Annotated in this window: 17 protein-coding genes; 4 read left to right on the top strand and 13 right to left on the bottom strand. The window is 68.8% G+C overall.

Annotation, left to right across the window (positions count from 1 at the left end; translation table 11 throughout):
* The first annotated feature begins 467 nt into the window (after positions 1-467).
* Together NVU01S_RS02420 and NVU01S_RS02425 are read left to right on the top strand one after the other, a co-directional pair.
* The gene (locus NVU01S_RS02420) at positions 468-1,907 is read left to right on the top strand and encodes a flavin monoamine oxidase family protein (RefSeq protein ID WP_043667427.1); all 1,440 of its coding nucleotides are present in this window, start codon (positions 468-470) and stop codon (positions 1,905-1,907) included.
* A 26-nt stretch (positions 1,908-1,933) separates the two neighbouring features.
* Positions 1,934-2,671 (top strand): response regulator transcription factor, encoded by a 738-nt coding sequence (locus tag NVU01S_RS02425; RefSeq protein WP_244467174.1) that lies wholly within the window; start codon positions 1,934-1,936, stop codon positions 2,669-2,671.
* Positions 2,672-2,686: 15 nt separating this feature from the next.
* Here NVU01S_RS02425 and NVU01S_RS02430 read toward each other — a convergent pair whose 3' ends face one another.
* The 13 genes from NVU01S_RS02430 to NVU01S_RS02490 form a co-directional block, all read right to left on the bottom strand.
* Positions 2,687-4,084: an FAD-dependent oxidoreductase gene (locus NVU01S_RS02430; protein WP_043667430.1), complete on the bottom strand. Its 1,398-nt coding sequence runs from the start codon at positions 4,082-4,084 to the stop codon at positions 2,687-2,689.
* The gene (locus tag NVU01S_RS02435) at positions 4,077-8,459 is read right to left on the bottom strand and encodes a non-ribosomal peptide synthetase family protein (protein WP_082031943.1); all 4,383 of its coding nucleotides are present in this window, start codon (positions 8,457-8,459) and stop codon (positions 4,077-4,079) included. Before NVU01S_RS02435 ends, NVU01S_RS02430 begins: the two co-directional genes overlap by 8 nt.
* A 1-nt stretch (position 8,460) precedes the next feature.
* Positions 8,461-10,293, bottom strand: a complete 1,833-nt coding sequence (locus NVU01S_RS02440; RefSeq protein WP_043667432.1) for a non-ribosomal peptide synthetase — start codon at positions 10,291-10,293, stop codon at positions 8,461-8,463.
* Positions 10,290-11,180 carry an alpha/beta hydrolase gene (locus NVU01S_RS02445; protein WP_043667435.1) on the bottom strand — a complete coding sequence of 297 codons (891 nt, stop codon included), beginning with the start codon at positions 11,178-11,180 and terminating at the stop codon, positions 10,290-10,292. Before NVU01S_RS02445 ends, NVU01S_RS02440 begins: the two co-directional genes overlap by 4 nt.
* Positions 11,173-12,237: a methyltransferase gene (locus NVU01S_RS02450; protein WP_043667437.1), complete on the bottom strand. Its 1,065-nt coding sequence runs from the start codon at positions 12,235-12,237 to the stop codon at positions 11,173-11,175. Before NVU01S_RS02450 ends, NVU01S_RS02445 begins: the two co-directional genes overlap by 8 nt.
* 39 nt (positions 12,238-12,276) lie before the next feature.
* Complete coding sequence (locus NVU01S_RS02455) at positions 12,277-13,077, bottom strand: tryptophan 2,3-dioxygenase (protein ID WP_043667440.1); 801 nt, start codon at positions 13,075-13,077, stop codon at positions 12,277-12,279.
* A complete protein-coding gene (locus tag NVU01S_RS02460) occupies positions 13,074-14,255 on the bottom strand; it encodes an aminotransferase class V-fold PLP-dependent enzyme (RefSeq protein WP_043667442.1) in 1,182 nt (393 codons plus the stop codon). Before NVU01S_RS02460 ends, NVU01S_RS02455 begins: the two co-directional genes overlap by 4 nt.
* Positions 14,252-15,082: a PhzF family phenazine biosynthesis protein gene (locus NVU01S_RS02465; protein WP_244467183.1), complete on the bottom strand. Its 831-nt coding sequence runs from the start codon at positions 15,080-15,082 to the stop codon at positions 14,252-14,254. Before NVU01S_RS02465 ends, NVU01S_RS02460 begins: the two co-directional genes overlap by 4 nt.
* A complete protein-coding gene (locus tag NVU01S_RS02470) occupies positions 15,082-15,966 on the bottom strand; it encodes an LLM class flavin-dependent oxidoreductase (RefSeq protein WP_043667448.1) in 885 nt (294 codons plus the stop codon). The genes NVU01S_RS02465 and NVU01S_RS02470 overlap by 1 nt, the downstream gene beginning before the upstream one ends.
* Positions 15,963-16,862, bottom strand: a complete 900-nt coding sequence (locus tag NVU01S_RS02475; protein ID WP_244467175.1) for a 3-methyl-L-tyrosine peroxygenase-related protein — start codon at positions 16,860-16,862, stop codon at positions 15,963-15,965. Before NVU01S_RS02475 ends, NVU01S_RS02470 begins: the two co-directional genes overlap by 4 nt.
* Positions 16,859-17,329 carry a VOC family protein gene (locus NVU01S_RS02480; protein ID WP_043667453.1) on the bottom strand — a complete coding sequence of 157 codons (471 nt, stop codon included), beginning with the start codon at positions 17,327-17,329 and terminating at the stop codon, positions 16,859-16,861. Before NVU01S_RS02480 ends, NVU01S_RS02475 begins: the two co-directional genes overlap by 4 nt.
* A gap of 190 nt (positions 17,330-17,519) precedes the next feature.
* Positions 17,520-18,764 carry an MFS transporter gene (locus NVU01S_RS02485; protein ID WP_043667455.1) on the bottom strand — a complete coding sequence of 415 codons (1,245 nt, stop codon included), beginning with the start codon at positions 18,762-18,764 and terminating at the stop codon, positions 17,520-17,522.
* 23 nt (positions 18,765-18,787) lie between these two features.
* A complete protein-coding gene (locus NVU01S_RS02490) occupies positions 18,788-19,558 on the bottom strand; it encodes a VOC family protein (protein ID WP_043667674.1) in 771 nt (256 codons plus the stop codon).
* A gap of 103 nt (positions 19,559-19,661) precedes the next feature.
* On the opposite strand from NVU01S_RS02490, the gene NVU01S_RS02495 reads away from it, so the two are divergent.
* Both NVU01S_RS02495 and NVU01S_RS02500 read left to right on the top strand, forming a co-directional pair.
* Positions 19,662-20,147 carry a MarR family winged helix-turn-helix transcriptional regulator gene (locus NVU01S_RS02495; RefSeq protein WP_244467176.1) on the top strand — a complete coding sequence of 162 codons (486 nt, stop codon included), beginning with the start codon at positions 19,662-19,664 and terminating at the stop codon, positions 20,145-20,147.
* Positions 20,148-20,293: 146 nt separating this feature from the next.
* Positions 20,294-21,673, top strand: coding sequence for an FAD-binding protein (locus NVU01S_RS02500; protein ID WP_043667676.1), 1,380 nt, complete (start codon positions 20,294-20,296; stop codon positions 21,671-21,673).
* Positions 21,674-21,677: the final 4 nt, after the last annotated feature.

The following is a 21,677-nucleotide window of genomic DNA, read 5'->3' on the forward strand; positions in this document are numbered from 1 at the left end:
CCCGCTCAGCACGCTGACCGGTCGGCTACCACTGCCCGCCACCACGGTCAAGCGTTCGCACCCGATTAGCCCCGGCTTCAACCATCGCCTGTCAGCAGATCGACGACAGACCATGCGTATCACCGATGGTCAGTGAAAACACCGACGAGGACAGCGATTCGGACCCGATTCGCCGGAGAGTTGTCACGCTTCAAACAGCCACCGAATGTGACAACGGTCACAACACGGCAAGCAAACAACGTCCCGCCAGTGAGCTGCACAGCGCAACCGACGAGTTAAATTGCGGCAACTGAAACTTGTTTGCACCACTTCGGGCACATTGATACGATAATTTCATTCGCAAAAGGATTATAGCTTGGATGCGGACGCTTGATTTCGTCGACGCTATGACCTGTCGATGAAGTAGCTTCATCAATAACGTCAGCGAGCCCGGCGGAAATCAGTGGCAGTTCGCCGGAAGGATCGCAGTGCCGAGGCTTACCCAGGAAGACATCAGGCGCACGTTCGACGAAGGCCTCCCGCGCCACGAGCACACCGGCTCCGTCATCATCGTCGGCGCCGGTTTGTCCGGCCTTGCCGCAGCGAATGAATTGGTGCGCAACGGAACTCACGTCACCGTGCTCGAGGCGAGCGATCGGCCCGGCGGGCGCACCCGCACCCTGCGCGATCCCTTCGACGACGGTTTGCGCACCGAAGCGGGCGCGATGACGGTGACCGAGCACTGCCATTACACCATGCACTATCTGCGGGCACTGGGCCTGAAAACGGAGCCGAGTGATCTCGTCGACACCGATTTCAGTTATTACCGCCATGGCACCAGAATACGCCCCGACAATCTGGACGACCACGCCGAAGTATTGGGCCTGCATCCGCACGAAAGAAATCGAACGGTCGCCGATCTGATCGCCGAATATGTCACGAAACCCAATGCGGACATCTGCCCCGAGATAGCGGAACTCGGCTGGACGCCGGCCCCGCAACTACAAGAACTCGACCGCATTTCCGTGCGGCGGGTACTCGAGGATCGCGGGGCGTCGGCCGCCGCCATCGATCTGATGGAACCGATGTTTCTGGAAATGCGCGGCGGCGAACTGGAATCCGCCTCGGCCATGGCATGGGCCCGCTATGAATCCGGTCCCCGCTCGTTCACCACCGCGGACGCCCGCTGGTACAAGGTCGCGGGCGGCACCGACCGGCTCGCACACGCTCTCGCCGATCGGATCAAAGATCGCATCCACTACCGCAAACCGGTCGTCCGGATCAGCCAGACCGACCACGAGGCACAGGTGAGCTTCGTCGATCACAACCGGCTGCAGACGCTCTGCGCCGACCGGGTGATCGTTACTGTTCCCTTCACCAGCCTGCGCCGGATCAATCTATCTATGGCGCGACTCTCCGCGGCGAAACATTCGGCCATGCGCCGGCTGCGCTACTCGTCGGTGCTGCGCATCTTCTTGCAGATGCGCGCCCAATTCTGGCCGGAGAAACGGCTGATGCTGTCCACGGACACCCCGCTCGGCACCGTGCGCGACGGCACACCCGGACTACCGGGCCCGCGCAAGATCCTCGAATGCTGGCTCACCGGCTGGCCCGCGCAGGCCGCGGCGAACATGAGCGCGGGCGAGCGGGTGAATTTCGCGCTGCACGAACTGGAGTCGATCCTGCCGGGGGCGCGGGACCACTTCGAACTGGGCACCTCCGTGGCCTGGGACAACGAGCCCTATATCGGGGGCGCCTATGTACTGCCCGAACTGGCACACGGCGAGCTGATGGCACACATACGGACACCGGAAGGACGAATACATTTCGCAGGCGAGCACACGGCATTCGAACCCAACGGCGGCTCGATGAACTACGCGCTGGAGTCGTCCATCCGAGTTCTGCTCGAACTCACGTCTTTCACTTGATGGCAACACCTGGAAGGAGTAGCGCGTTGCTTCATCCGCGCTTGTTGATCGTGTCGGATTGCGCGGGGGTCGACGACACCGTCAAAGACCTCGAACGGCACGGGTTCGTGCCCGAGCCGATCTCGACCGGAGCCGCCACGCTCGCCACCTACGCCGATTTCGATGTGGTGCTCATCGATCTCGACTTCACCGATTTCGACGGACTCACGCTGTGCCGGGAGATCCGTGCCGCCAGCGATATTCCGATCATCGCCTTCGCCTCCTCGCTCGACGAACTCGATCACGTCCTCGCCCTCGAAGCCGGGTGCGACGACTGCATCGTAAAGCCCTACCACAGCCGCGAACTCATGGCGCGGCTGCGCGGTCTGCTCCGCCGGGTCCACATGATGTCGCAGCCCGCACTGATCGTCGGCCAGCTGGAGATCGACTCGGCCCTGCGGGAGGTCCGCATCGACAATCGGCTCATCGAGCTGACCCGCAAGGAATTCGAACTGCTCCGCCTGCTCGCCACCGAACCGCAGAAGGTCTTCGCCAGAGCCGAACTGCTGCAACGGGTCTGGGGATACGACGAGGTGGACGCCGAGGTGACCTCGCTGGCCAGCCGCACCATCGACACCCACTTGAGCAGCATCCGTAAGAAACTCGGCTCCGCGGACTGGATCGTCACGGTGCACGGCATCGGCTTCCGATTCAACGACGAAGCGACCCGCGGCAGGCCCGCACCGGCCGTCGAGGCGGCCAATGCGGGCGGCACCGCGGGCTGACGCGCGCGGGCCGGCTCAGCCGGTACGCCGCTCGTGCGCACCGAACGTGCCGCGGACCGAGCCGAGGAATTCGGCGATGATCGCGTCCTGCTCGGTGCGCGGATCACGGCCGTCGCACAGCGCGTCCAGTACCTCGCTCGCTTCTCGGTGCGCGCGTTGCGCCGCGTCGTAGGGCATGTGCGTGAACGCCACCAACTGATACAGCGGAGTGAACAGGTCGGGGCGCAGTTCGTGGAGCCGTCGTTCCAATGCGCGCCGTGCCAGGAACGCCGGGTTGTTCACGTGGTCGGACAACTCTTCGAGGTTCCGCAGCGAGAGTTCCGCGAGCGCATGGCCCGCCTTCACCCGTACGTCGCTGTATTCGTCGGCGACCACCTCGGCGACGGTCGCCAGGGTGCCGCCCTCATAGCGGACGGCCGCCTGGAACTTCTCCACCAGGTTCGCCAGCGTGGCCGCGTCCTCGAAGCTGCAGTTGATGCCCTGCCCGAAGAACGGGACCACGGCGTGCGCGGCATCGCCGACCAGCACCGTGCGGCGGTGGTGATAGGGCGCGCAGCTGATGATCCGGAGCCGGCCCGGGCTGCGGCTCGCCAGCTCCGAACCCACCTCGGCCATCCGGCCGAACACGTCCGGGAACTGCGTCGCGCAGTAGTCGCTGATCGCAGCGGCCGAGGACAGCTCCGAAAAGTGCCTGCGCCCTTCGCTTTCGGTCATCGGCTTGAACAGGCTGGTGGTGCAGGTCTGGTCGCGGTTGGGCTGGGCCTGCAGGAAGTGGTCGCCGCGCGGCCACAGGTGCATGCCCGTGGGATCGGCGTCGCCGTAGTCCATGGTGATCTCGGCGTAGCCGTGCGCGATGGTATCGCCGGTCACCCACATCTCCGCGGGATGCGCCGCGACGATCGCCTCGCGCACCGCGCTGTGCGCACCGTCGCAGCCCACCAGCAGATCGCCCTCGACCCACGCCGCACTGCCGTCCCGGTCGCGCAGCAGTGCCGCGGCCCGGCCGGTGTCCACCCCGACGCACTCCAGGCCGTAGTGGATCCGCGCGCCTGCCCGCAGCGCCTGGTCGCGTAGCAGATCCTGCAACACCCCGCGTGGAATGGACAACAGGTGATGGTTGTAGAGCGTCCCGTACGGCTGAGTGGAGATCGCGCCGTCGCGATGATGGATGATCCGCTTGGCCAGCACCGTGCCCTGCAGGTAGAGCCGGCGTTTGACCGGGCGCGGCAGGCAGTCGAGCCCGCGCGAGGTGAGCGTCAGATTGAACGAGTGCCCCGACCCGGTGCCCGTGGACTCGGTGCCCCGCTCGAAAACGTCCACCTGCAAGCCTTGTCGGCGCAGCAGGGTGGCCAGCGCGCACCCGACCGGGCCCGCGCCGATGATCACCACCGAGCGCATTTCCAGTTCAGTCATTGTGGTCTCCTCCCGTATCCGGCCCGTCGGGCGGCGCCACGGCCCCGACCGCGCGGAAGTACTCGAACATCCGATGGATCCAGCCGGTATCCGCCTGCGGATACGGGCAACCGACGTCGGCCAGTGCGCGCCTGGACTTTTCGTTGTCGAAGGTGTGCGTGCCGAGCCGCATCACGCCCTCGCGCATGAGCGGCACCAGCGGGCCCAGGCCCTGCCGTTGGTCGTCGCTGTCGCCCACCTCGTGTTCCAGCGCGCCCATCCACTCGGCGCCGCTGGTCGGCGCTATCGAATACCCTTCCGCGCGCACGGTTTCCAGGATGGTCGGCCAGTCCAGCCCGTCGGGGTGGTACAGATGCCAGGTCTCGTTGTCCGGCTTGCCCTCCGACAGTTGGATGATCGCGCGCGCCACATAGTCCACCGGCAACAGGTCCACCGCGGGGGCGTCGACGATATCGTCCGGGTAGCGGCCGAGTAGCGCGAATCCCTTCATCTGCAACCAGAAGAAGTCGTCGTGCCGGCACGCACCGGTCCGGCGGTGCCCGGCGATGCGGCCGACCCGGTGCACGGTGACCGGCAGTCCGGCCGCGCGCGCCCGCAGCGCCAATTGCTCACCGACCCACTTGCTCTGGGAGTACCCGATGCCCAGCGAGGCCGGGTCGCCCGGCACCGTTTCCTCGCCGATCAGGCCGGTGCCGGAATCGGGCGGGAACACACCCATCGTCGAGATCAGGCGCAGCGGCGTGGCATTGACCGCGCAGAAGTCCAGCAGGTGGCGCAGTCCGTCCACGTTCGTGCGCTTGACCGTGTGGTACGGCACGACGAAATTGATATGCGCCGCCGCGTGATAGACCTGCGCGATATCGCGCGCCTGCCATTCGTAGCCGCTGCCCAGGCCGAACCGCGGCTGGTCGAGATCGCCGAGGCAGAGGTCGACCTCGTCGAGCCCGGACGGATCGAGCGCGAATTTCCGGAAGGCGCGCCGCAGCCGTTCCCGCCCCTCCTCGACGCTGTCCGCGCGGACCAGGCACCGCACGTGGTGCCCGGTGCGCTGCAACTCGTCCAGCAGATGACTGCCGAGGAATCCGGTTGCGCCGGTGAGGAATACCGTGCCATCGACCGGTTCCTGCCGGGTACCGATCACGAAGTCGCGCAGTTCGGCTTCCGCGCGCAGATCCGGGCCGGCCGCCGCCGTGCGGTCGGCGAGGATGTGCGCCATCCCGCGCGGTGTCGGCGTGCTCAGCAGCGCCGCGAGCCCGACGTCGGTGTCGAAGCGCCGCTTGACCATTCGATGCAGGCGCGCGGCGAGCAACGAATGACCGCCGAGCACGAAGAAGTCGGCGTCCGGGTGCGCGGGCCGCTCGCCGAGCACCTCGGTCCACAGCTCCGCGAGCACCTGTTCGGTACCGGTCCACTCGGCCCCGGCCGATCCGGACCCTGCCGAGTGCGGCCCGTTCGCATCGACAGGACCGCGCTCGTCGGAACCGCACAGCGCCGTCAGTGCACGCCGGTCGGTCTTGCCGTTCGCCGTCACCGGCATCGCGTCGACCCTGGTGAGCCGACGCGGAATCATGTAGTCGGGCAGCACCGTCGCGACCCGCGCACGCCAGTCCAGCGGTGGCTCCGTAGCGCTCTGCACGAACGCGTGCAGCGTGCGGTCGCCACCTGCGGGCACGACCAGGACCGCGGCCGCATCCACCGCCAACTCGCGTTCCAGGGCGGCCTCGATCTCGCCCGGTTCGACGCGATACCCGCGAATCTTGACCTGGTCGTCCTTGCGGCCGCGGTAGTGCAACTGCCCGTCCGGGGCCAGCATCACCACGTCGCCGGTGCGATACATCAGCTGCCCGGCGACGAACGGGTCCGGCACCATGGCCGCGCGCGTCTTCTCCGGCAGACCGAGGTAACCGGGCGAAACCACCGGTCCCGCCACGCACAGTTCGCCCTCGACGCCGAACGGGACCCGCTGTGCCGTGCCGGTCGTGCCGGACTCGTCGAGCACGTAGGCGTCGACGCCCGCGACCACCCGGCCGATCGACGGGATGGTAGGCCAGGCGCCGGGATCGGCGGGTAATGCGTCCCAGCTGCACAGGTGCGCCTCGGACGGGCCGTACGCGTTGATCAGCCGGGCCGCGGGGTGCCGCCGGAACATCGCCCGCACGTCCTCGGTCACCACCAGCCGTTCCCCGGTCACATACACCTCGCGCAGCTCCGGCAACGACACCGTCGCGGACCGCAGCACTGCGGCCAGCTCACGCAGCGACACGTACGGCAGGTACACCCGCTCGATCCGTTCCCGCGCCAGCAGCACGGCCAGCGCCTCGAAGTCGGTGCGCGCCGCCGCCGGCGGAACGACCAGAGTGCCACCCGCGCACAAGGTGCCGAACACCTCGAGGGCGAACACGTCGAAGGCAGGCGGCATGTACTGCAATGTGCGCAGCGCGCGGCCGGACGAGCGGAGCGCTTGGTTGTGCACCAGGTTGGCCAGCGTGATCTCCGGCAAGGGCACGCCTTTGGGGCGGCCGGTGGAACCGGAGGTGTACACGAGGTAGGCCGTGTCCTGCGGCGTCTTGCGCGGCTCGTCGAATGTCGCTGCGGCGCCGTCGATATCGGCGTAGTCGAGCACCTCGACGCCGGCCGGGAGTTCGAACTCCGCAGCGCCCGCGTCGCCGGACCGCAACAGAATCGTTGCGCCGCAGTCGCGCAGGGCGAAGCTCAGCCGCTCCCCTGGCTGGTCCGGATCGAGCGTCACGTAGCTGCCGCCCGCGCGCAGAATGCCGATGATCGCGGCCACCAGGTCCGGCCCCGGACGCAGCAGCACCGCCACCGGCTGCCCGTCGCGAATTCCCCTGGCGACCAGCGACTCCGCGACTGCCTCTGCGCGCCTGGTCAATTCGGCGTACGAGATCTCCGTACCGTCCGCACGCACCGCCGGATCCGCCGCCGCGGCAGCCGCACTCGCCGCGAAGAGATCCGCGGTCAGCTCGGTGCCGAGGTCGGGCGCAGCGCCGCGGCGGGCGCACAGTTCGGTGATCGCCTGCTCTTCGTCCGCACCGATCCAGCGCAACGCCGCCACCGCGGTATCCGGGTCGGCCAGCACGCTGTCCACCAGCGTCGCGACTCGCTGCGCCAGGTACTCGGTGAACTGCCCACCCGCCGGTGCGGCGGTGCGGTGCTCCACGACCACGGTGAAACGGTCCGCTAGTTCGTCCACCAGCATCGCCATGTCGTACTTGGCCCCGCCCGGCGCGTGTTCCCAGGTCTGCACGCCCCAGGTGGGCAGATCCAAGCGACGCGCGGCCGCGGGCATCACCGTGATCATCGCGTTGAACAGGTCGTCGGCACCGTCCTGGTGGCCCGCGCGCACCTCGCCGAGCACCGTCGCCAACGGCGTGTGCCGATGCCGAAGCGCCTCCAGCACTTCCTTTTTCACGGCTGCGAGCACGGCACGGGCGGTATCGGCACGGTCCAGCCGGTGCCGGAGCACCACGGTGTTTGTCAGATGCCCGAGCACCTCCGCGTCACCGGCGCCGCGCACCGAGACCGGGAGACCCAGGAGCAGATCGTCGCGCCCGGTCTGCCGATGCAGCAGCACGAAGCACAGGGCGATGAAGAACATGCTGGTGGTGATGCCCTCGGCGGCACAGAACGCACGCACCCGCCCGGATACGTCGTCGTCCAGGATCAACTGCCGCGTCACCTGCCGAGCCTCGCCCACGCCCGGTAGCCCCAGCTGCGGTGCCGCGGGCGCATTCGCCAGCTTCGCCTGCCAATGCCGCAGCGCCGCTGCGTCGGCGCACAGATCGGACCAGCCCGCGTAGGACTCGATCGACTGCCGTCGTTCCCGCCGCGACGGTTCCCGACCCTGCGTCAGCGCGGTATAGGTGGCTTCCAACTGGCTGAGGTACGGCTTCCAGGACAGCCCGTCGAACACGGTGTGGTGGATGTTGAACACCAGCACACTGCGACCTTCGGCGCGCCGGCGCAGGTGCCGTACCCGCGCGAGCGGACCGTCGCGCAGATCGAATTCGGTTGCGGCTACCTGGGCCACCTGGTCGGCCACCCATTCCTCGGGGTCGCCGCCCGGGAAGTCCAGGACGTCGACCGCCGGGGCCAGCTCGCCGTGCACCACCTGCCGCAGATCGCCGTCGTCGGCCATCTCGAAGGTCGTGCGCAGGGCGGTGTGGTCCCGATGGACCACACCGAGCGCCCGCACGAGCACCCCGTGCGCCAGCCGCAGCGGCACCCGCAGCACCAGTGGCTGGCTGTAGGCCGTGGGATCGGCGCCGTAGACGCTGGCGAACCACATCCCGGGCTGGGCCGGCGAGGCGGGCAATCGCCGCGCCGCGACCGTCGTGAACTCATTGCAAGCCGTCATGTCAGCCTCGCGCTCGCTTGGTGCGAATCAGGTCGGCGATGCCGCGCACGGTGCCGGCGCCGACCATCTCGTCGGGCGCCAACGCGACGCCCAGCACGTCCTCGAGCCGTGCCCCGAGGTCGATCAATTGCAGTGACGTGACACCACTCTGGAGCAGGCCCGCGTCCAGCTCGAGTGCCGCCGTTTTCGTGATATCGGCCAATGCCGAGCGCACCACCGCGGCGATCCGATCCGGGGGTTCGCCCGGCGCGGGCACGCCGGTCTCGGCCTCGTCGGTGCCGTCCGCCGTCTGCTCTGCGAGCAGCGACGACAAGCGCTGGCGGTCGATCTTTCCGTTCGTGTTGCGCGGAAATGCCGCCAACGTCAGCACTGTCGACGGCACCATGTAGTCGGGCAGCCGCTCGCGCAAGTGGGCGGTGAGCTCGAGCTCGGACAGTTCGGCGTCGAGCGCGGGCACGCACCACAGGGCGAGTTGCCCGGCCGCGCCACCGCTCGGCACCGCCTGTGCCACCGCCTGCTGCACGCCGGGAAACTCCTCGGCGGTGAGTTCGACATGGCGCGGTTCCACCCGGAACCCCCGCACCTTCACCATCTGGTCGGTGCGACCGGCGAGCACGATCTCGCCGCGCTCGGTCAGCTTGGCCAGATCGCCGGTGCGCAACAGCCGAATACCGTCGTGCCGGACGAACTTTCGCGCCGTGAGGTCGGGGTCGCCGAGATACCCCGACGCGACGCCGTCGCCCGCGATGCACAGCTCGCCGATCGTCCCGGGCGGGCATTCGTTCAGGGCCTCGTCCCGCACCGTCAGCTCGACCGTGGGCATGGGTCGGCCGACCGGGATCTGCGCCGCGGCCAGATCCGCGGGCGTGATCTTGTGCACCGCGGTCAGCGCCGAATTCTCGGTGCACCCGAAGGCATTGAGCACCTCGCCGCCCACGACGGCCAGGGCGCGCTCGACGTGCGACGCGGCCGGGAAGTCACCGCTGACGATCACCGTCCGCACCCCGGCCAGGCTCTGCGGATGGTGCTCCACGAGCAGGTTGAACAAGCCGACGGACAGGTTGAGCACCGTGATGCGTTCGCGCGCTATGAGTTCGGCCAGCTCGCCGAGCGGCGGCATCTCCTGCGGCGCGACGCTGAGCCTGCCGCCGCGCAGCAGACACGTCCAGATATCGGTGGTCGACGCCGCGAACGCGGGCTGTGCGAGTTGCAGGAACCGATCCTGCGGACCCGGCGTGAACCCGGTGAGATGCCGGGCGACCCTGGCGATGCCCCGATGCGCGATCACCACGCCCTTGGGCGCGCCGGTCGAGCCCGACGTGAACAAGACGAAAGCCGGTGCCGCCGGATCGATCTCGAGCCCGAGCGGGGTACCGGGCTGCGCCGACGCCGCGGCCAGCAGCTCGTCCACCGGCACGCATTCGGCTTCGGGGAGGCCGTCGACCGATCCGTCGACCACGGTGAGCGCCGGTGTGGCGACTGCACACATCCGGTCCTTGTGCGCCGCGGGGTGGGCCGGATTGAACGGGACCACCACCAGCCCGGCCTTCAGGATCCCGAGAAATATTTGATACGTGGCCAACCCACGGTCGAGATGGACGCCGACCCGCGCCCCGGGGGCGAGCCCGCGCGCACGCAGCGCCCGCGCGAGCCGATCGGCCCGCGCGTCCAGCTCGGCGTAGGTCAGGGTGGTCGTGCCGTCCGAGATCGCCTCGCGCGCGGCGTGTTCCCGTGCCGCCCGCTCGAACGCGTCGACGATGGTGTCGGTGGTTGCCGCCCCGGTCCGGTCCGTGTCGGCGGACTCGACCGGTGTTGCGGTTGGCGAGTGAGTCATCGGGCTGATGTCACCGTCCCTTCCGGTGTGGTTGCGCCTCGACAGCCTGCGCCGAGGCCGAAGTGCCGCAGGCTGATCCGGCCGAACGGGGTCGACGGATCCGCCAGATCCAGCGGCAGGTCGAAGTGATCGCGGTCCGGCACGATCTGCGCCCGCACCGGGATCGACTGTGCGGCAAGGTAAGCCGCGTACATCTCGTGCTGACGCAGGTAGGTCCGCGTCTCGTGCCGCCCGACCGCGAGCAGGATCGAGTCGCAGCGCGGTGCCGGCATGTGCAGCGGACTGCACTCGTGCGCCAGTTCCGGTGTCAGCCGCACGGCGTCGTTGACGTAGGTGCGCGGGATCTCGGTCAGGTCGTAGAGTCCGCTCAACAGGCACGCGCTGCGCACCCGCGGCGCGTCGGCGCCGGCCAGCGCCGCGGCGAGCAGATGCGCGCCCGCGCTGCTCCCCGCGACGTGCACGCGCGCCGGGTCGATCCCGAACAGCGAGCCGGAACCGTCCAGCCAGGCCAGTGCCCGGGCCACCGAGGCGATCATGCCCGGCAGCGTCCGATCGGGCGCGAGCCCGTAACCGACTGCCACGAAGGCACATCCGTGGGCCCGCGCCTGCCTGGCCGCGAAACACGCGTCGTCGATGCCGGACTCCTGCCAGTGACCGCCGTGCACGAAGACGAGGGCGGGCGTTTCGGGCCCGCGCGTACCGTGCGGCACGGCCGGGAACACGTGGCAGCGTTCGCCCCGGCCGCCGCCGTACGGCACGGCCATGTGCGCGTCCAGCCGGGACCTGGCAAGGTCGCTGCGCATCCGGTAGCGGCGCAGTGTGCCCGCCGGGTCGCGGGCGGCGCTGCTCGGGGAATACTCGCGGTCGAGCGTGCTGCGCTCACTCATCGGACTTGCGCCCCTCGATCACTCCGTGCGGTGTCCACCCGGCGCTGCGAATGCGGGTGAGTTCGGCGAATCCCGCTGTGCGCAGCCACTCTTCGTGTTCGCGCCAGGGGTAGATCGTCGATTCCTCGGACGGCAGCGTGGCGAAATACACGTTGTCCAGCGCGGTGTAGAGCGGTCCGCGCCCGTCGTCGTCGGCGAACGCGTTGAACACCAGCACCCGTCCGCCGGGCGGCAGCGCCGCGTACGCCCGCCGCAGCAGCGTCCGGTTCTGCTCCGGCGACCAGATCACGAACTGGTGCGCGAAGAGCACGGCGTCGTAGCCGCCGGGCAGCGGTTCGCCGAACATATCGCCCGCGATCACGTCGATGCGGTCGCCGAGGTCCGCGGCCGCGATGTTGTCCCGGGCCACCTCGACCGCGCCTTCGAGGTCGAACACCGTGATCTTCACCTCCGGCTGTGCCCGGGCGATCGCGATCGCGTTGACCGCGTCGCCGCCACCGACGTCGAGGATTCTGGTCACGCCGGTGTAGTCCACCTGGTGCAGCAGCACCGGATTCGACAGCTCCGACCAGGAGTGCATGCCGCGGAAGAACAGATTCTCCAGCTCCGGGGTCTGCTCCAGCCGCGAGTACAGATCGCCGCCGGTGCCGGGCAGGTGTTTGAGGCCCAGATTCTTCCCGGTGCGCAACGATTCCGCGTACTCCTGCGCGGGCAGGTACGACAGCCGCTGCTGGAAGTCGATGATGTTGCGCAGCAGCGGCCAGGTGCCGTCCGCCATCGCCGCGGCCGGCGTCGCGCCGAGCCGGTAGTGGTCGCCGTCGCGTTCGGTCAGGCCGAGTGAGGTGGTGCCGAGCAGCAGCATGCGCGCCGATTTGCGCGGGATGCCCAGGCCCGCCGCGGCATCCTCGCTCGTGGCGGGACCGTTCAGGTCGAGATATTCGAACAGTTGCAGTTCCGAGGCCGCCCGCAGTTGCTGGAAGGCGGCGAAGCCGAACAGCACCGGGATCAGCGAGGTGAGATCGACCGGCTTGCTGAGCTCGGTCTGCGTTTCCGTCATCGTGATCGTGTTCCTTACCGTCGTTGTCGTGGATTACCGCTAGAGCCGGGTGCGAAAGGTCCACAGCTCCGGGAAGAAGCGGTGTTCGTTGATGGCCCGCAGCCACGGCGCGCCATCGGTGCCCGCGGTCCCGCTCTTGCCGCCGAGCATCCGTTCGACCACCAGCAGGTGCGTGGAGCGCCAGTGCGAGAACTGGTAGGCCACCTCCAGCAGCGCCTCGGCGAGCCGGTGCGCGTCGCGATGCCGGACCGGGTCCCGGTAGATCTCCAGCCAGACGTCCTCCACCTCGGTGAGCGGCTCGTGCTGTGCGGCAGCAGGTTTCGACAGGCACGCGGCAGGGATCGCAAAGCCTCGGCGCGCAAGGTGCTGCAGTGCCGCGTCGTAGAGCGAGGGCTGTGCCAGCTCCGTGCGCAGCACCGGATGCCCGTCCCGGTGTGCCGCCTCGACCTGCCGGGCCGGCCGGTTGCCCATCACGAATTCCAAAGCGCGGTAAGCGAAGGACTGTGTGCCGGATGCGTCGTTGAGCACCTCGCGGAAGGCCACGTACTCGTCGACGGACATGCCGTTCAACGACTCCCAGCAGGCCACGAGCACCCGCTGCGTACGGGTCGCCCGGGACAGGGCCAGGCAGGCGTCGGCGACGTCGTCGCGCTCGAGCGCGGCACGGGCAGTGCTCAGATCGTCGATCACCGCGCGGAACAGCAGCTCCTTGACGTGGCTGAGCAGAATGAAATTCAGCTCGCCACGCGCGTCACTGCGCGGCCGCTGCAGCGCGTGCAGTTCGTCCATGTGCGCGTAGGTGACGTACTCCGGGACGAGGTATTCCGGGGCGCTGGTCATAGCACTCCTTCCGTGGCGTGGCACAGCACTTCGGCCGCGCGTGACACCTGCTCGTGCGTCACGTAGAGCGGCGCGAAGGCGAACCGGATCAGGTCGGGCGGCCGGGCGTCGACGAGCACGCGGTGCTCGGCCAATGCGCGTTCCACTTTGTCCGCCTCGGGAATTCGCAACGCGAGATGCCCGCCGCGCCGCGCCGGATCCCGGGGCGAGGCCAGCCGATCCAGCAGTGGCGGACGGCGCTGCGCGAGGCATTCCAGAAAGAACTCACCGAGCGCCACGCTGCGCCGGTGCAGTGCGTCGATACCCACGTCGAGCAGCGGCGCGAGCGCGTGGTGCAATCCGACGAGGCTGAGCAGCGGCGGTGTACCGGTGCGGGCGCATTCGATCCCGGCGGCCGGCTCGAACACCGGCGACATGTCGAACGGCCGCACGTGGCCGTGCCACCCGGTCAGCGGAAAGTCCACCGTCGCTTGCAGTCTGGTCGGCAGGTAGAGGAACGCCGGTGCGCCGGGACCACCACCGAGGTACTTGTATCCGCACCCCACGGCCAGATCGACCGCGTTGGCATCCAGATCCACCGGCAGCACACCGGCGGCGTGGCTGAGGTCCCACACCGACAGCGCCCCCGCGTCGTGACACAGCGTGGTGATCGGCCGGATCGCGCGACGCGCCCCGGTCCGGAAGTCCACCGGCGCGGTCACCGCCGCGGCCACCTGTCCCCCGTGCTCGCACAGGTACGAATCGAACTCCCCGTGCGACACGACGACGAGTTGCCGATCGAGCAGCCGGACCACCGAGTCGGCGATATACAGGTCGGTGGGGAACGATTCCGCCTCGATCAGCAGCACCGGCCGATCCCCGCGCAGCCGGCAGGCCGCCACCAGCGCGTTGAACAGCGTCGTGGAGGTCGTCTCCCCCGCCACCATGACCTGCCCGGGCCCGGCGCCGAGTAGCGGGGCGAGCCGGTCCCCGATCGCGCGCGGCAGGTCCAGCCACCCGTCCTGGAACCAGCCCTGCACCTGCCTGCCCGCCCACTGGCCGGACACGACACGGTCCAGCTCGCCCACGAGACTGTGCCGGGGCGGTCCGAGCGAATTGCCGTTGAGGTGGATGGCGCCGTCGGTGGCGAACTCGTCCGCGTACGCGGCGAGCGGATCGGTATCGTCGCGAATTGTCATGCTTCCCAAGCTTTCTGATCGTCGCCCTGGGGCACCCAGACCCGACCTGTGATGCGCACGCGGGCAGCGCCGTCCCGCAGCGAACCGACGCAGCCGAAGACCGACTCGGTGCCGTGCCGGGTCACCTGACGGATGGTCAGCGGCGCCGAATCGGGCGCACCGAGTTGCAGCGCGGCCACCCCGAGCGCGGCGGCGGCCGGGAGGCAGCCGGCGTCTTCGGGTATGCCGAAACCGGGGGCGAACACACAGGCCAGCACCTCCCGGCGCGCCGGATCCCAGCGAAACGCGGTCAGGTCGGTGACCTCGAGCTCGCGCATGCGATCGAGGTCGGGCACCGGCATATCCCGTGGATCCGCCGCAACCCGGACAAAGTTGAACGCCCGGCCGACCCCGCCCGCATGCGATTCACCGGTGGCCCAACCGAACTCGGCGGCCTCGTGGGCCAACTCCTGCCGCACGGCGGGTCCGTCGAACGGCACCCGAACCTCGCTGCCGTCGGTCCACACCCACTGGGTGCCCGCAGCAGCAGCTCGGCCGACCTCGCCGGGGGCGAGCCGGCCGGTGCCGACCAGACAGGCGGCGACGCCCGCCAGCGAGTGCGTCGCGAACGGCGTCTCACCCTCGGCATTGAAGATCCGCGAGGCGAAAGTCTTTCGCGTCCGGGAGCACTCGTCGACCAAGACGGTCTCACAGGAATCGCTGCCGCGCGCGAATTCCGCGGCGGTCTGCGCCGCGTCCTGGGCGCTCGCCTCCGTGCGAACGAGCACATCCAGCGCGCTGCCCCGCCCGGGCGCGGCCCCGAACATATCCACTGTCGTCACCCGCATCATGCGGCCCGCACATGCTTTTCGGCGAATTCGAGCACGACCTGTTCGTCGCCCTGATACGGCTGCTCCGGGCGCGGCCAGTGCACCACCAGGTCGGTGATGCCGAGTTCCTCGAGTTCGCCCGCGGCGTCCTCGTAGGCCGCGAGCGAGGCGGTGATCCCCGCCACCGCGGCATCGCCGACGAACACCCGGCCCAGGGTTGCCGGATCCCGGCCCAGCCGCTCGCACGCGGCGTCGATGCCGTGCATCTGCCGGCGCAGCACCGGCACCACCTCGCGCAGCCGCCGCCCGCGAAAGTCGTTGGGCGGCCCGGACGTAACCCAGTACTGCGCGAACCCCGCGGCCAGCGCCATACCCCGCGGGCCGGTCGCGGCCACGGCGAACGGCATCCGCCCGGCGGCGCCGGCGCGCGGATGGAAGTCCACCCCCGCGGCCGTGTACCAGCGCGACACCCTGTTCACCCGTCCGTCGGCCAGCACGGTGTCCAGCAGTTCGACGAACGTCTCGAAACGCTCGGCCCGCTCGCGCGCGCCCAGGTCGGGGCCGCCGAGCACGCTCGCGTCGAAACCCGGTGCGCCCGAACCCAGCCCGCAGATCAGCCGGCCGCCTGCGACATCGTCCACGGTGACGAGTTCCTTGGCGAGCGCGACCGGGTGCCGGAAGTTCGGGGTCGCCACGAGCAGCCCGAGACCGATGGTCTCGGTGACCGTCGCCGCGGCGGTGAGCGTCGGGATCGCGCCGTACCACGGGCGGTCGGCGAGCCAGCGCCACATCAGATGGTCGTAGGTCCAGGCGTGCCGGAAGCCGAGTTGCTCTGCGGCGCGCCAGCGTTCGGCGGCGACCTTCCATTCGTGCTCGGGCAGTAGGACGACTCCGTGCTTCATCGGCGCACCCCCTCGAGGCGCATCTCCGATACCAGCCGGGCCGCGCGGTCCACGATCTGGACGGCGTAGGTGATCAACGGCTGCAGCACCGCCTCGGACCGGTCGCCGACCACCGGGTGGTGCCGGCCCGCGACCATCGGATACATCCCGTGGTGCGACAGGTCCACGGTGAGCTCGGTGATCCGCGCGTCGAGCTGGGCGACGAATTCGGCATGGCTGACCGGACGCCGCACGGTGAGGAAGAAATTGTCGTACAGGTCTTCCTTCTCCCGGGACACGCTGACGCCCGGAGCGCCTACGGACTGCTGCAGCAGCGAACGCCCGTCCGGGACCAGATGATCGGCAATATGACTGTGCGTCAACTCGTTTCGGTCCACCGCGGCGTCGAGTGCCCGGCACGACGGATCGTCCTGCCAGGGCAGCCTGCCGTGGAACAGCCGGCGCACCGGCCGGTAGTCCGGCGCCCAGGTGCCGCTGAACGCGGGATGCTGCAACGCCATCCGCGGCCGGATGTCGGCGTGGTAATGGTCGCGCGGGACCGTGGACGAATACAGCAGCATCGCGCTGTAGCCGTCGATGCAGGCGGACAGCACGTCCAGCTCCCGTTCGCCCGGCACCGTGTCGGGGTACTGGCACACCACATCGCACATCGCCCGCCAGAGCAGGAAAGAGATCTGGTGGCCCGCGATCCAGCGGTACCAGAACAACCGCTCGGCCTCGACCGGTTCGGTGCCGAACAAGGGGTACTCCAGCGCATCTCGGGCCGTGAGCACGGCGTCCTGCGCGGGCCCGGACTCGTCGAACGGCTCGCCGAGCGACGGCATGAACAGCAGCCGCGGATGCAATGCGGGCGGGCGCTGCCGGCCCGCCGGCCTATATCGGCCATTCCCGCTCACGATGCCGCCTCGGGAAAGTAGAGGAACTCGAGCTCGAGACCGTTCGGGTCCAGCACGTACAGGCTCTGCATGCCGTCCGCGTCGGTCACGATGTCCGACGGCGGATCGTCTCTGGCCCAAGCGATATCGGCCTGCTCCCGCACCTGTAGCCACCGCGCGCGCAGCCGCGCCAGATCCTGCGCGCGCCGCACCGTGATGCCGACGTGCTGATACTGGTAGCCGAGCGGGTCGGGGCCGTCCTTGCTGTGCCCGGCCCGGTCGAAGACGTGGAATCGCAGGTCGCCCTGCTTCAGTTCGACCAATTTCTCGATTCCGGGTAGCCGGTCGTGGGTCAGTGGCGAGAAGCTGTCGAGTGACCATTCGACCGTTGCCCCGAGGAATTCCCGATACCACTCGATCGTGGCGTCCACGTCATCGGTCTGGATGGCGAGGTGGTGGAATCTCGGCGCGATGTCAAGCCCGTGCATCGGATGCCCTTCCGTCGCGAATACGCTTGCGGTATTCCCCTCATCGCAGCTGTGGGAGGGGATCGTCCCAGCGCTTCCATCGTCGGTCGGCCGCGCGGGCCGGGGCAATCAAAAGATGCTCGAGAAACTCTAAAGTCGGTGTCAGGGAAGGTTTGTCGGCAGTTGTCGAAATCCTGTGCCCACCAGTGGTTTAACGATCGCCCGCCGGGATACTCCCGCGCTCTTCGGGCACGGACGCCGGGCGGTCGTCCAGCGCGCCCCGGCGCAGATTTGGCGCTGCGCCCCGGCGCATATCCCGACCTGCGCCCCGGCGCAGATCCGGCAGCAACGTGAACAACCCCAGCAGCGCCATGCCCGCGCCGATCCACAGCGGCGCCACCAGGCCGAGCCCGGCGCTGATCCCGAGGCCGCCCAGCCATGGGCCGAGCACGACCCCGATATTGATGGCCGAGCCGTTGACCGTATTGACCAGCGCTCCTTCGTTGGACACCGACATCACCCTGGCCGCCATGGCCGGGTTGAGCGGCAGCCCGATCAGCCCGAGCAGCACGGTCGTCGCGATGGTCGGCACCTTGTACGAGACGCAGAGCGCGAACGCGACCAGCACGAGGGTCAGCGCGATCAGCCCGCCGACCAGGATGCGACGGGTGTAGCGGTCGGCGAACCGTCCGACCACCGCATTGCCCAGCACCGTGGCGATCCCGTACACCGCGAACAACACCGGCACCGTCGCGGGCGCGAAATGTGTGGCGTCGGTGAAAATCGGTGACAGGTAGGTGAATCCGGCCACCACCGCCCCGATGACCAGTGCGTTGGTGGCGTACGCACCCCACAGGCGCAGATTGCGGAAAGCCTCGATCTCGGTGCGGAAATCCAAGGTCTGGGCGCCGCCGCCACCGGGCACCAGCAGCACCACCGCCGCGATGCACCCGACGGCGAGCAGGTCGACGATCCAGAAACTCGCCCGCCAGCCGAAATGCTGTTCGATGAACGTCGCCGTCGGCAGGCCGACCACCTGGGCCACCATCATGCCGCCGTACAGCACCGACATCGCGCGACCGCGGCGTTCGGCGCCGACGAGCCGCACGCATACGGCGGCGGCCGCGCCGAAGAACGCCGAGGCGGCCAGCGCGGTCACGATGCGCGCGATGACCAGCACCCAGTAGTCGGCCGCCAGGGCGGCCAGGGTCTGTCCCGCGACGAACACCGCGAGCAACAGGACCAGCGACTTCTTCTGCGCCACCCGGGACAAGCCGACGATCAACACGGGCCCGCCGACGACCATGCCGACGGCGAACAGCGACACCAAATAGCCGATGGCGGCGATCGAGACGCCCAAGTCGCTCGACATGCCGGGAATCAGTCCGGCAACCATGATCTCGGTGGTGTTGAGGCAGAAAACGCCTAGCCCCAACACGTATACGGCGAAAGGCATGACTCCCCTTCCGGGGCAGGTGATCAGCGCGCGGCAGGTTGCGCGAAGGAGGTCCACCGGTTGCCGAATGGGTCGGTGAACTGCGCGATGACCAGGCCGTGCGCATCGGCGAAGGGATCCGTCACGCGGTGTCCGCCCGCTCGCTCGACCCGGTCGAGCAACGCGGCGACGTCGGTGACGAGCAGGCCCGGGATCGCGTACTCGGCGGCGTCCGGCAGGGCCGAGAGGTCCATCGTGCCGCCGATCGGTTCCGCGGCACCCGGTGCCGAAATGCTGTAGTAGACCGCCCCTTCGGCGGCTTCGTCGCGCTCGTGGGTCCAGCCGAAGGCCTGCTCGTAGAACTGCCGGGTGACGGCGAAATCCAGGGTGCCGATCTCGAACCACGCGGTGGCGTTCGGCACCGCGGCCGCGGGCGTCGTGTCGGCTTCGCCGGTGCTCGCCGGTTCGTACAGTCCGAGCCGGTTGCCTCGGGTGTCGGCGACGACCGCGGCCCGCGCACCCGCCGGGGTTTCCGCGGCTGGCTCGATCACCTTGGCGCCCAACGATTCCAGTTGCGGGATCGTGGTCGCGAGGTCTGTGCAGACGACATCGATCCACAGCGCGTCGCGGTCGCCGCGGCGAAGCGCGCCCATGGCCGCGGCCGCGCCGGGCGCGGTGATCGTGTAGTAATCGTTGCCGATCGGGGTGAATTCCCAGGAGAACACTTCCTGGTAGAACTGTTTGGTGTGCGCCGGATCGCTGGCGGTGATATCGAACCACCCCACAGTCGCCGGCCGCGGGCTGAAGCCGCCCATGACCACTCCTCCTGTGTGACAGGGTTGTGAGTTGGTGTAGCGATTCCTACCGTAAACTAGTTTCCAACCGGAAATCAAGTTCCCGAACGGCGAGGAGAGACCCGTGCCCGTTGACCCAGTGCCCGCCGCCGCGGACAGCCACAGCCAGGTCCTCGACTGGCAGGACGGCGTCGAGAACGCCCTCGCCCACCTCACCTGCGTGCTCGTCGCGCGCCGCACCCGGACCACTCCGGAGCGGGTCACCTGGCAGCAGTACGACGTGCTCGAAATGCTGCGCCTACGTGGCCCGATGACGCCTTCCGCGCTGAGCGAATCGCTCAGCGTCTCCCGTCCCACGATGTCGAAAGCCCTGCGCGTGCTGAAGGATCAGCATCTGGTGAGCCAGGCGGCGCTCGGGACCGACCGGCGCGAACAGACCACCTCGCTCACCGCGGACGGCCGCGAATTCCTCGACCGCGCCGCCGAATGCCGGCGAGAGAACGCCAAAATAGCCGAGTCCGTGCTGGATCCGGCCGAGCAGGCCGTTTTCGCGCAGCTGTGCGGTCGCGTCGCCGAGGCCATCCACTCCTCGTTGCAGACGGCCGAATGACGCCCGGCTTCACAAGGTTTTGAAGGTAATTTGAAACTCCTCTGAATGTGCCGGGCGGGTCGTCCCGGATATGTTCGACGTATTGGTGACAGCCCGCAGCCATTTCGCTGATGCAGGCCGAAACCAGTACGCCGAAAGGAGTTTTCGTGCCCGGAATCTTTGCCGACGCACCCGCGGTGGACGGCGAGCTGCTGCTCGACGAGTCCGCGCGCCGGGCGGTCGCCACCGACCTCGGCAACATCACCCGCCACACCCCGGCGGCGGTGCTGCGGCCCCGCTCGGCGCAGGACATCGCCGCGCTGGTCGGCTTCTGCCACACCCACGGCATCAGCGTCTCGACCCGGGGGCAGGCGCACACCACGCTCGGGCAGGGCCTGTCCGACGGCTTGGTCATCGAGAACCGCTACCTGAACCGCATCCATTCGATCGACGGCGACGTGGCCGAGGTCGACGCCGGCGTCCTGTGGAAGGACCTGGTCACCACCGCCTTCGAGCAGTCACCGCGGCGCACGCCGCCCGCCGTCACCGGCTACACCTCGCTGACCGTCGGCGGCACGCTCTCGGTCGGCGGACTCGGCGGACTCGTCGGCGCGTTGCGCACCGGGCTCCAGGTCGACCACGTACGCGAACTCGAGGTGGTCACCGGGACCGGCGAACTCGTGCGTTGCTCGCCGGCGCAGCGCCGCGATCTGTTCGAGGCCGTGCTCGGCGGACTCGGCCAGTGCGGGGTGATCACCAAGGCGGTGATCGAGCTGGAGCCCGCGCGTGAACGCGCGCGCAGCTACGTGCTGGACTACACCGGCAACGCCGACTTCTTCCGCGACCTGCGCACCCTCATCGAGCGACCCGGCATCGATCACGTGTACGCCGAGCTGTATTCGCCGCAGTCCGAGCCGACACACCGGCTTTACGCGACGGTCATGTACGACCCGGCGAACCCACCCGACGATGAAGTGGGTGTCCGTGGGTTGACCACCGATCCCGTCATCGAGGACACCCCCTACCTCGACTACGTGTTCAAGATCGACACGCTGGTCGACGGCATGCGCGAGACGGTGCACTGGGACGAGCTCGTCAAGCCGTGGTACGACGTGTGGCTCGGCGGCGCGGTCGTGGAGGACTATGTCGACGAGGTCCAATCCTCGCTCACCGCACGCGATATCGGTCCGTTCGGGATCAGCCTGCTGTACCCACAGCGCCGCACGACCCTGACCAGGCCCTACCCGCCAGTGCCCGAACCCGACGGTTCCGATTGGGTTTTCGTGCTCGATATCAACACGGTCGCCGAAACTCCGGGTGCGCACTCGGAATTCGTCGAGGAGATGCTCGACCGCAACGACCGCCTGCTGACCGAGGCGCGCAAACAGTACGGCGCGGTGCTCTATCCCATCGGCTCGCTGCGCCGCACGGCCCAGGATTGGCGTGATCATTACGGCGACCGATGGCCCGCGTTCAGCGCGGCGAAAAAGCGTTACGACCCCCGCGGAATTCTCGCACCGGGCCTAGGCATTCGCACCGACGATTAGTTCG

The organism is Nocardia vulneris (assembly GCF_001613425.1).
GTDB classification, from domain to species: domain Bacteria; phylum Actinomycetota; class Actinomycetes; order Mycobacteriales; family Mycobacteriaceae; genus Nocardia; species Nocardia vulneris.

What these genes read in the sequence shown, in the direction of transcription:
- NVU01S_RS02430 (WP_043667430.1), bottom strand. Translation starts at nt 4,084, where the DNA reads ATGACTGAACTGGAAATGCGCTCGGTGGTGATCATCGGCGCGGGCCCG.
- NVU01S_RS02435 (WP_082031943.1), bottom strand. Translation starts at nt 8,459, where the DNA reads ATGACGGCTTGCAATGAGTTCACGACGGTCGCGGCGCGGCGATTGCCC.
- NVU01S_RS02440 (WP_043667432.1), bottom strand. Translation starts at nt 10,293, where the DNA reads ATGACTCACTCGCCAACCGCAACACCGGTCGAGTCCGCCGACACGGAC.
- NVU01S_RS02445 (WP_043667435.1), bottom strand. Translation starts at nt 11,180, where the DNA reads ATGAGTGAGCGCAGCACGCTCGACCGCGAGTATTCCCCGAGCAGCGCC.
- NVU01S_RS02450 (WP_043667437.1), bottom strand. Translation starts at nt 12,237, where the DNA reads ATGACGGAAACGCAGACCGAGCTCAGCAAGCCGGTCGATCTCACCTCG.
- NVU01S_RS02455 (WP_043667440.1), bottom strand. Translation starts at nt 13,077, where the DNA reads ATGACCAGCGCCCCGGAATACCTCGTCCCGGAGTACGTCACCTACGCG.
- NVU01S_RS02460 (WP_043667442.1), bottom strand. Translation starts at nt 14,255, where the DNA reads ATGACAATTCGCGACGATACCGATCCGCTCGCCGCGTACGCGGACGAG.
- NVU01S_RS02465 (WP_244467183.1), bottom strand. Translation starts at nt 15,082, where the DNA reads ATGCGGGTGACGACAGTGGATATGTTCGGGGCCGCGCCCGGGCGGGGC.
- NVU01S_RS02470 (WP_043667448.1), bottom strand. Translation starts at nt 15,966, where the DNA reads ATGAAGCACGGAGTCGTCCTACTGCCCGAGCACGAATGGAAGGTCGCC.
- NVU01S_RS02480 (WP_043667453.1), bottom strand. Translation starts at nt 17,329, where the DNA reads ATGCACGGGCTTGACATCGCGCCGAGATTCCACCACCTCGCCATCCAG.
- NVU01S_RS02485 (WP_043667455.1), bottom strand. Translation starts at nt 18,764, where the DNA reads ATGCCTTTCGCCGTATACGTGTTGGGGCTAGGCGTTTTCTGCCTCAAC.
- NVU01S_RS02490 (WP_043667674.1), bottom strand. Translation starts at nt 19,558, where the DNA reads ATGGGCGGCTTCAGCCCGCGGCCGGCGACTGTGGGGTGGTTCGATATC.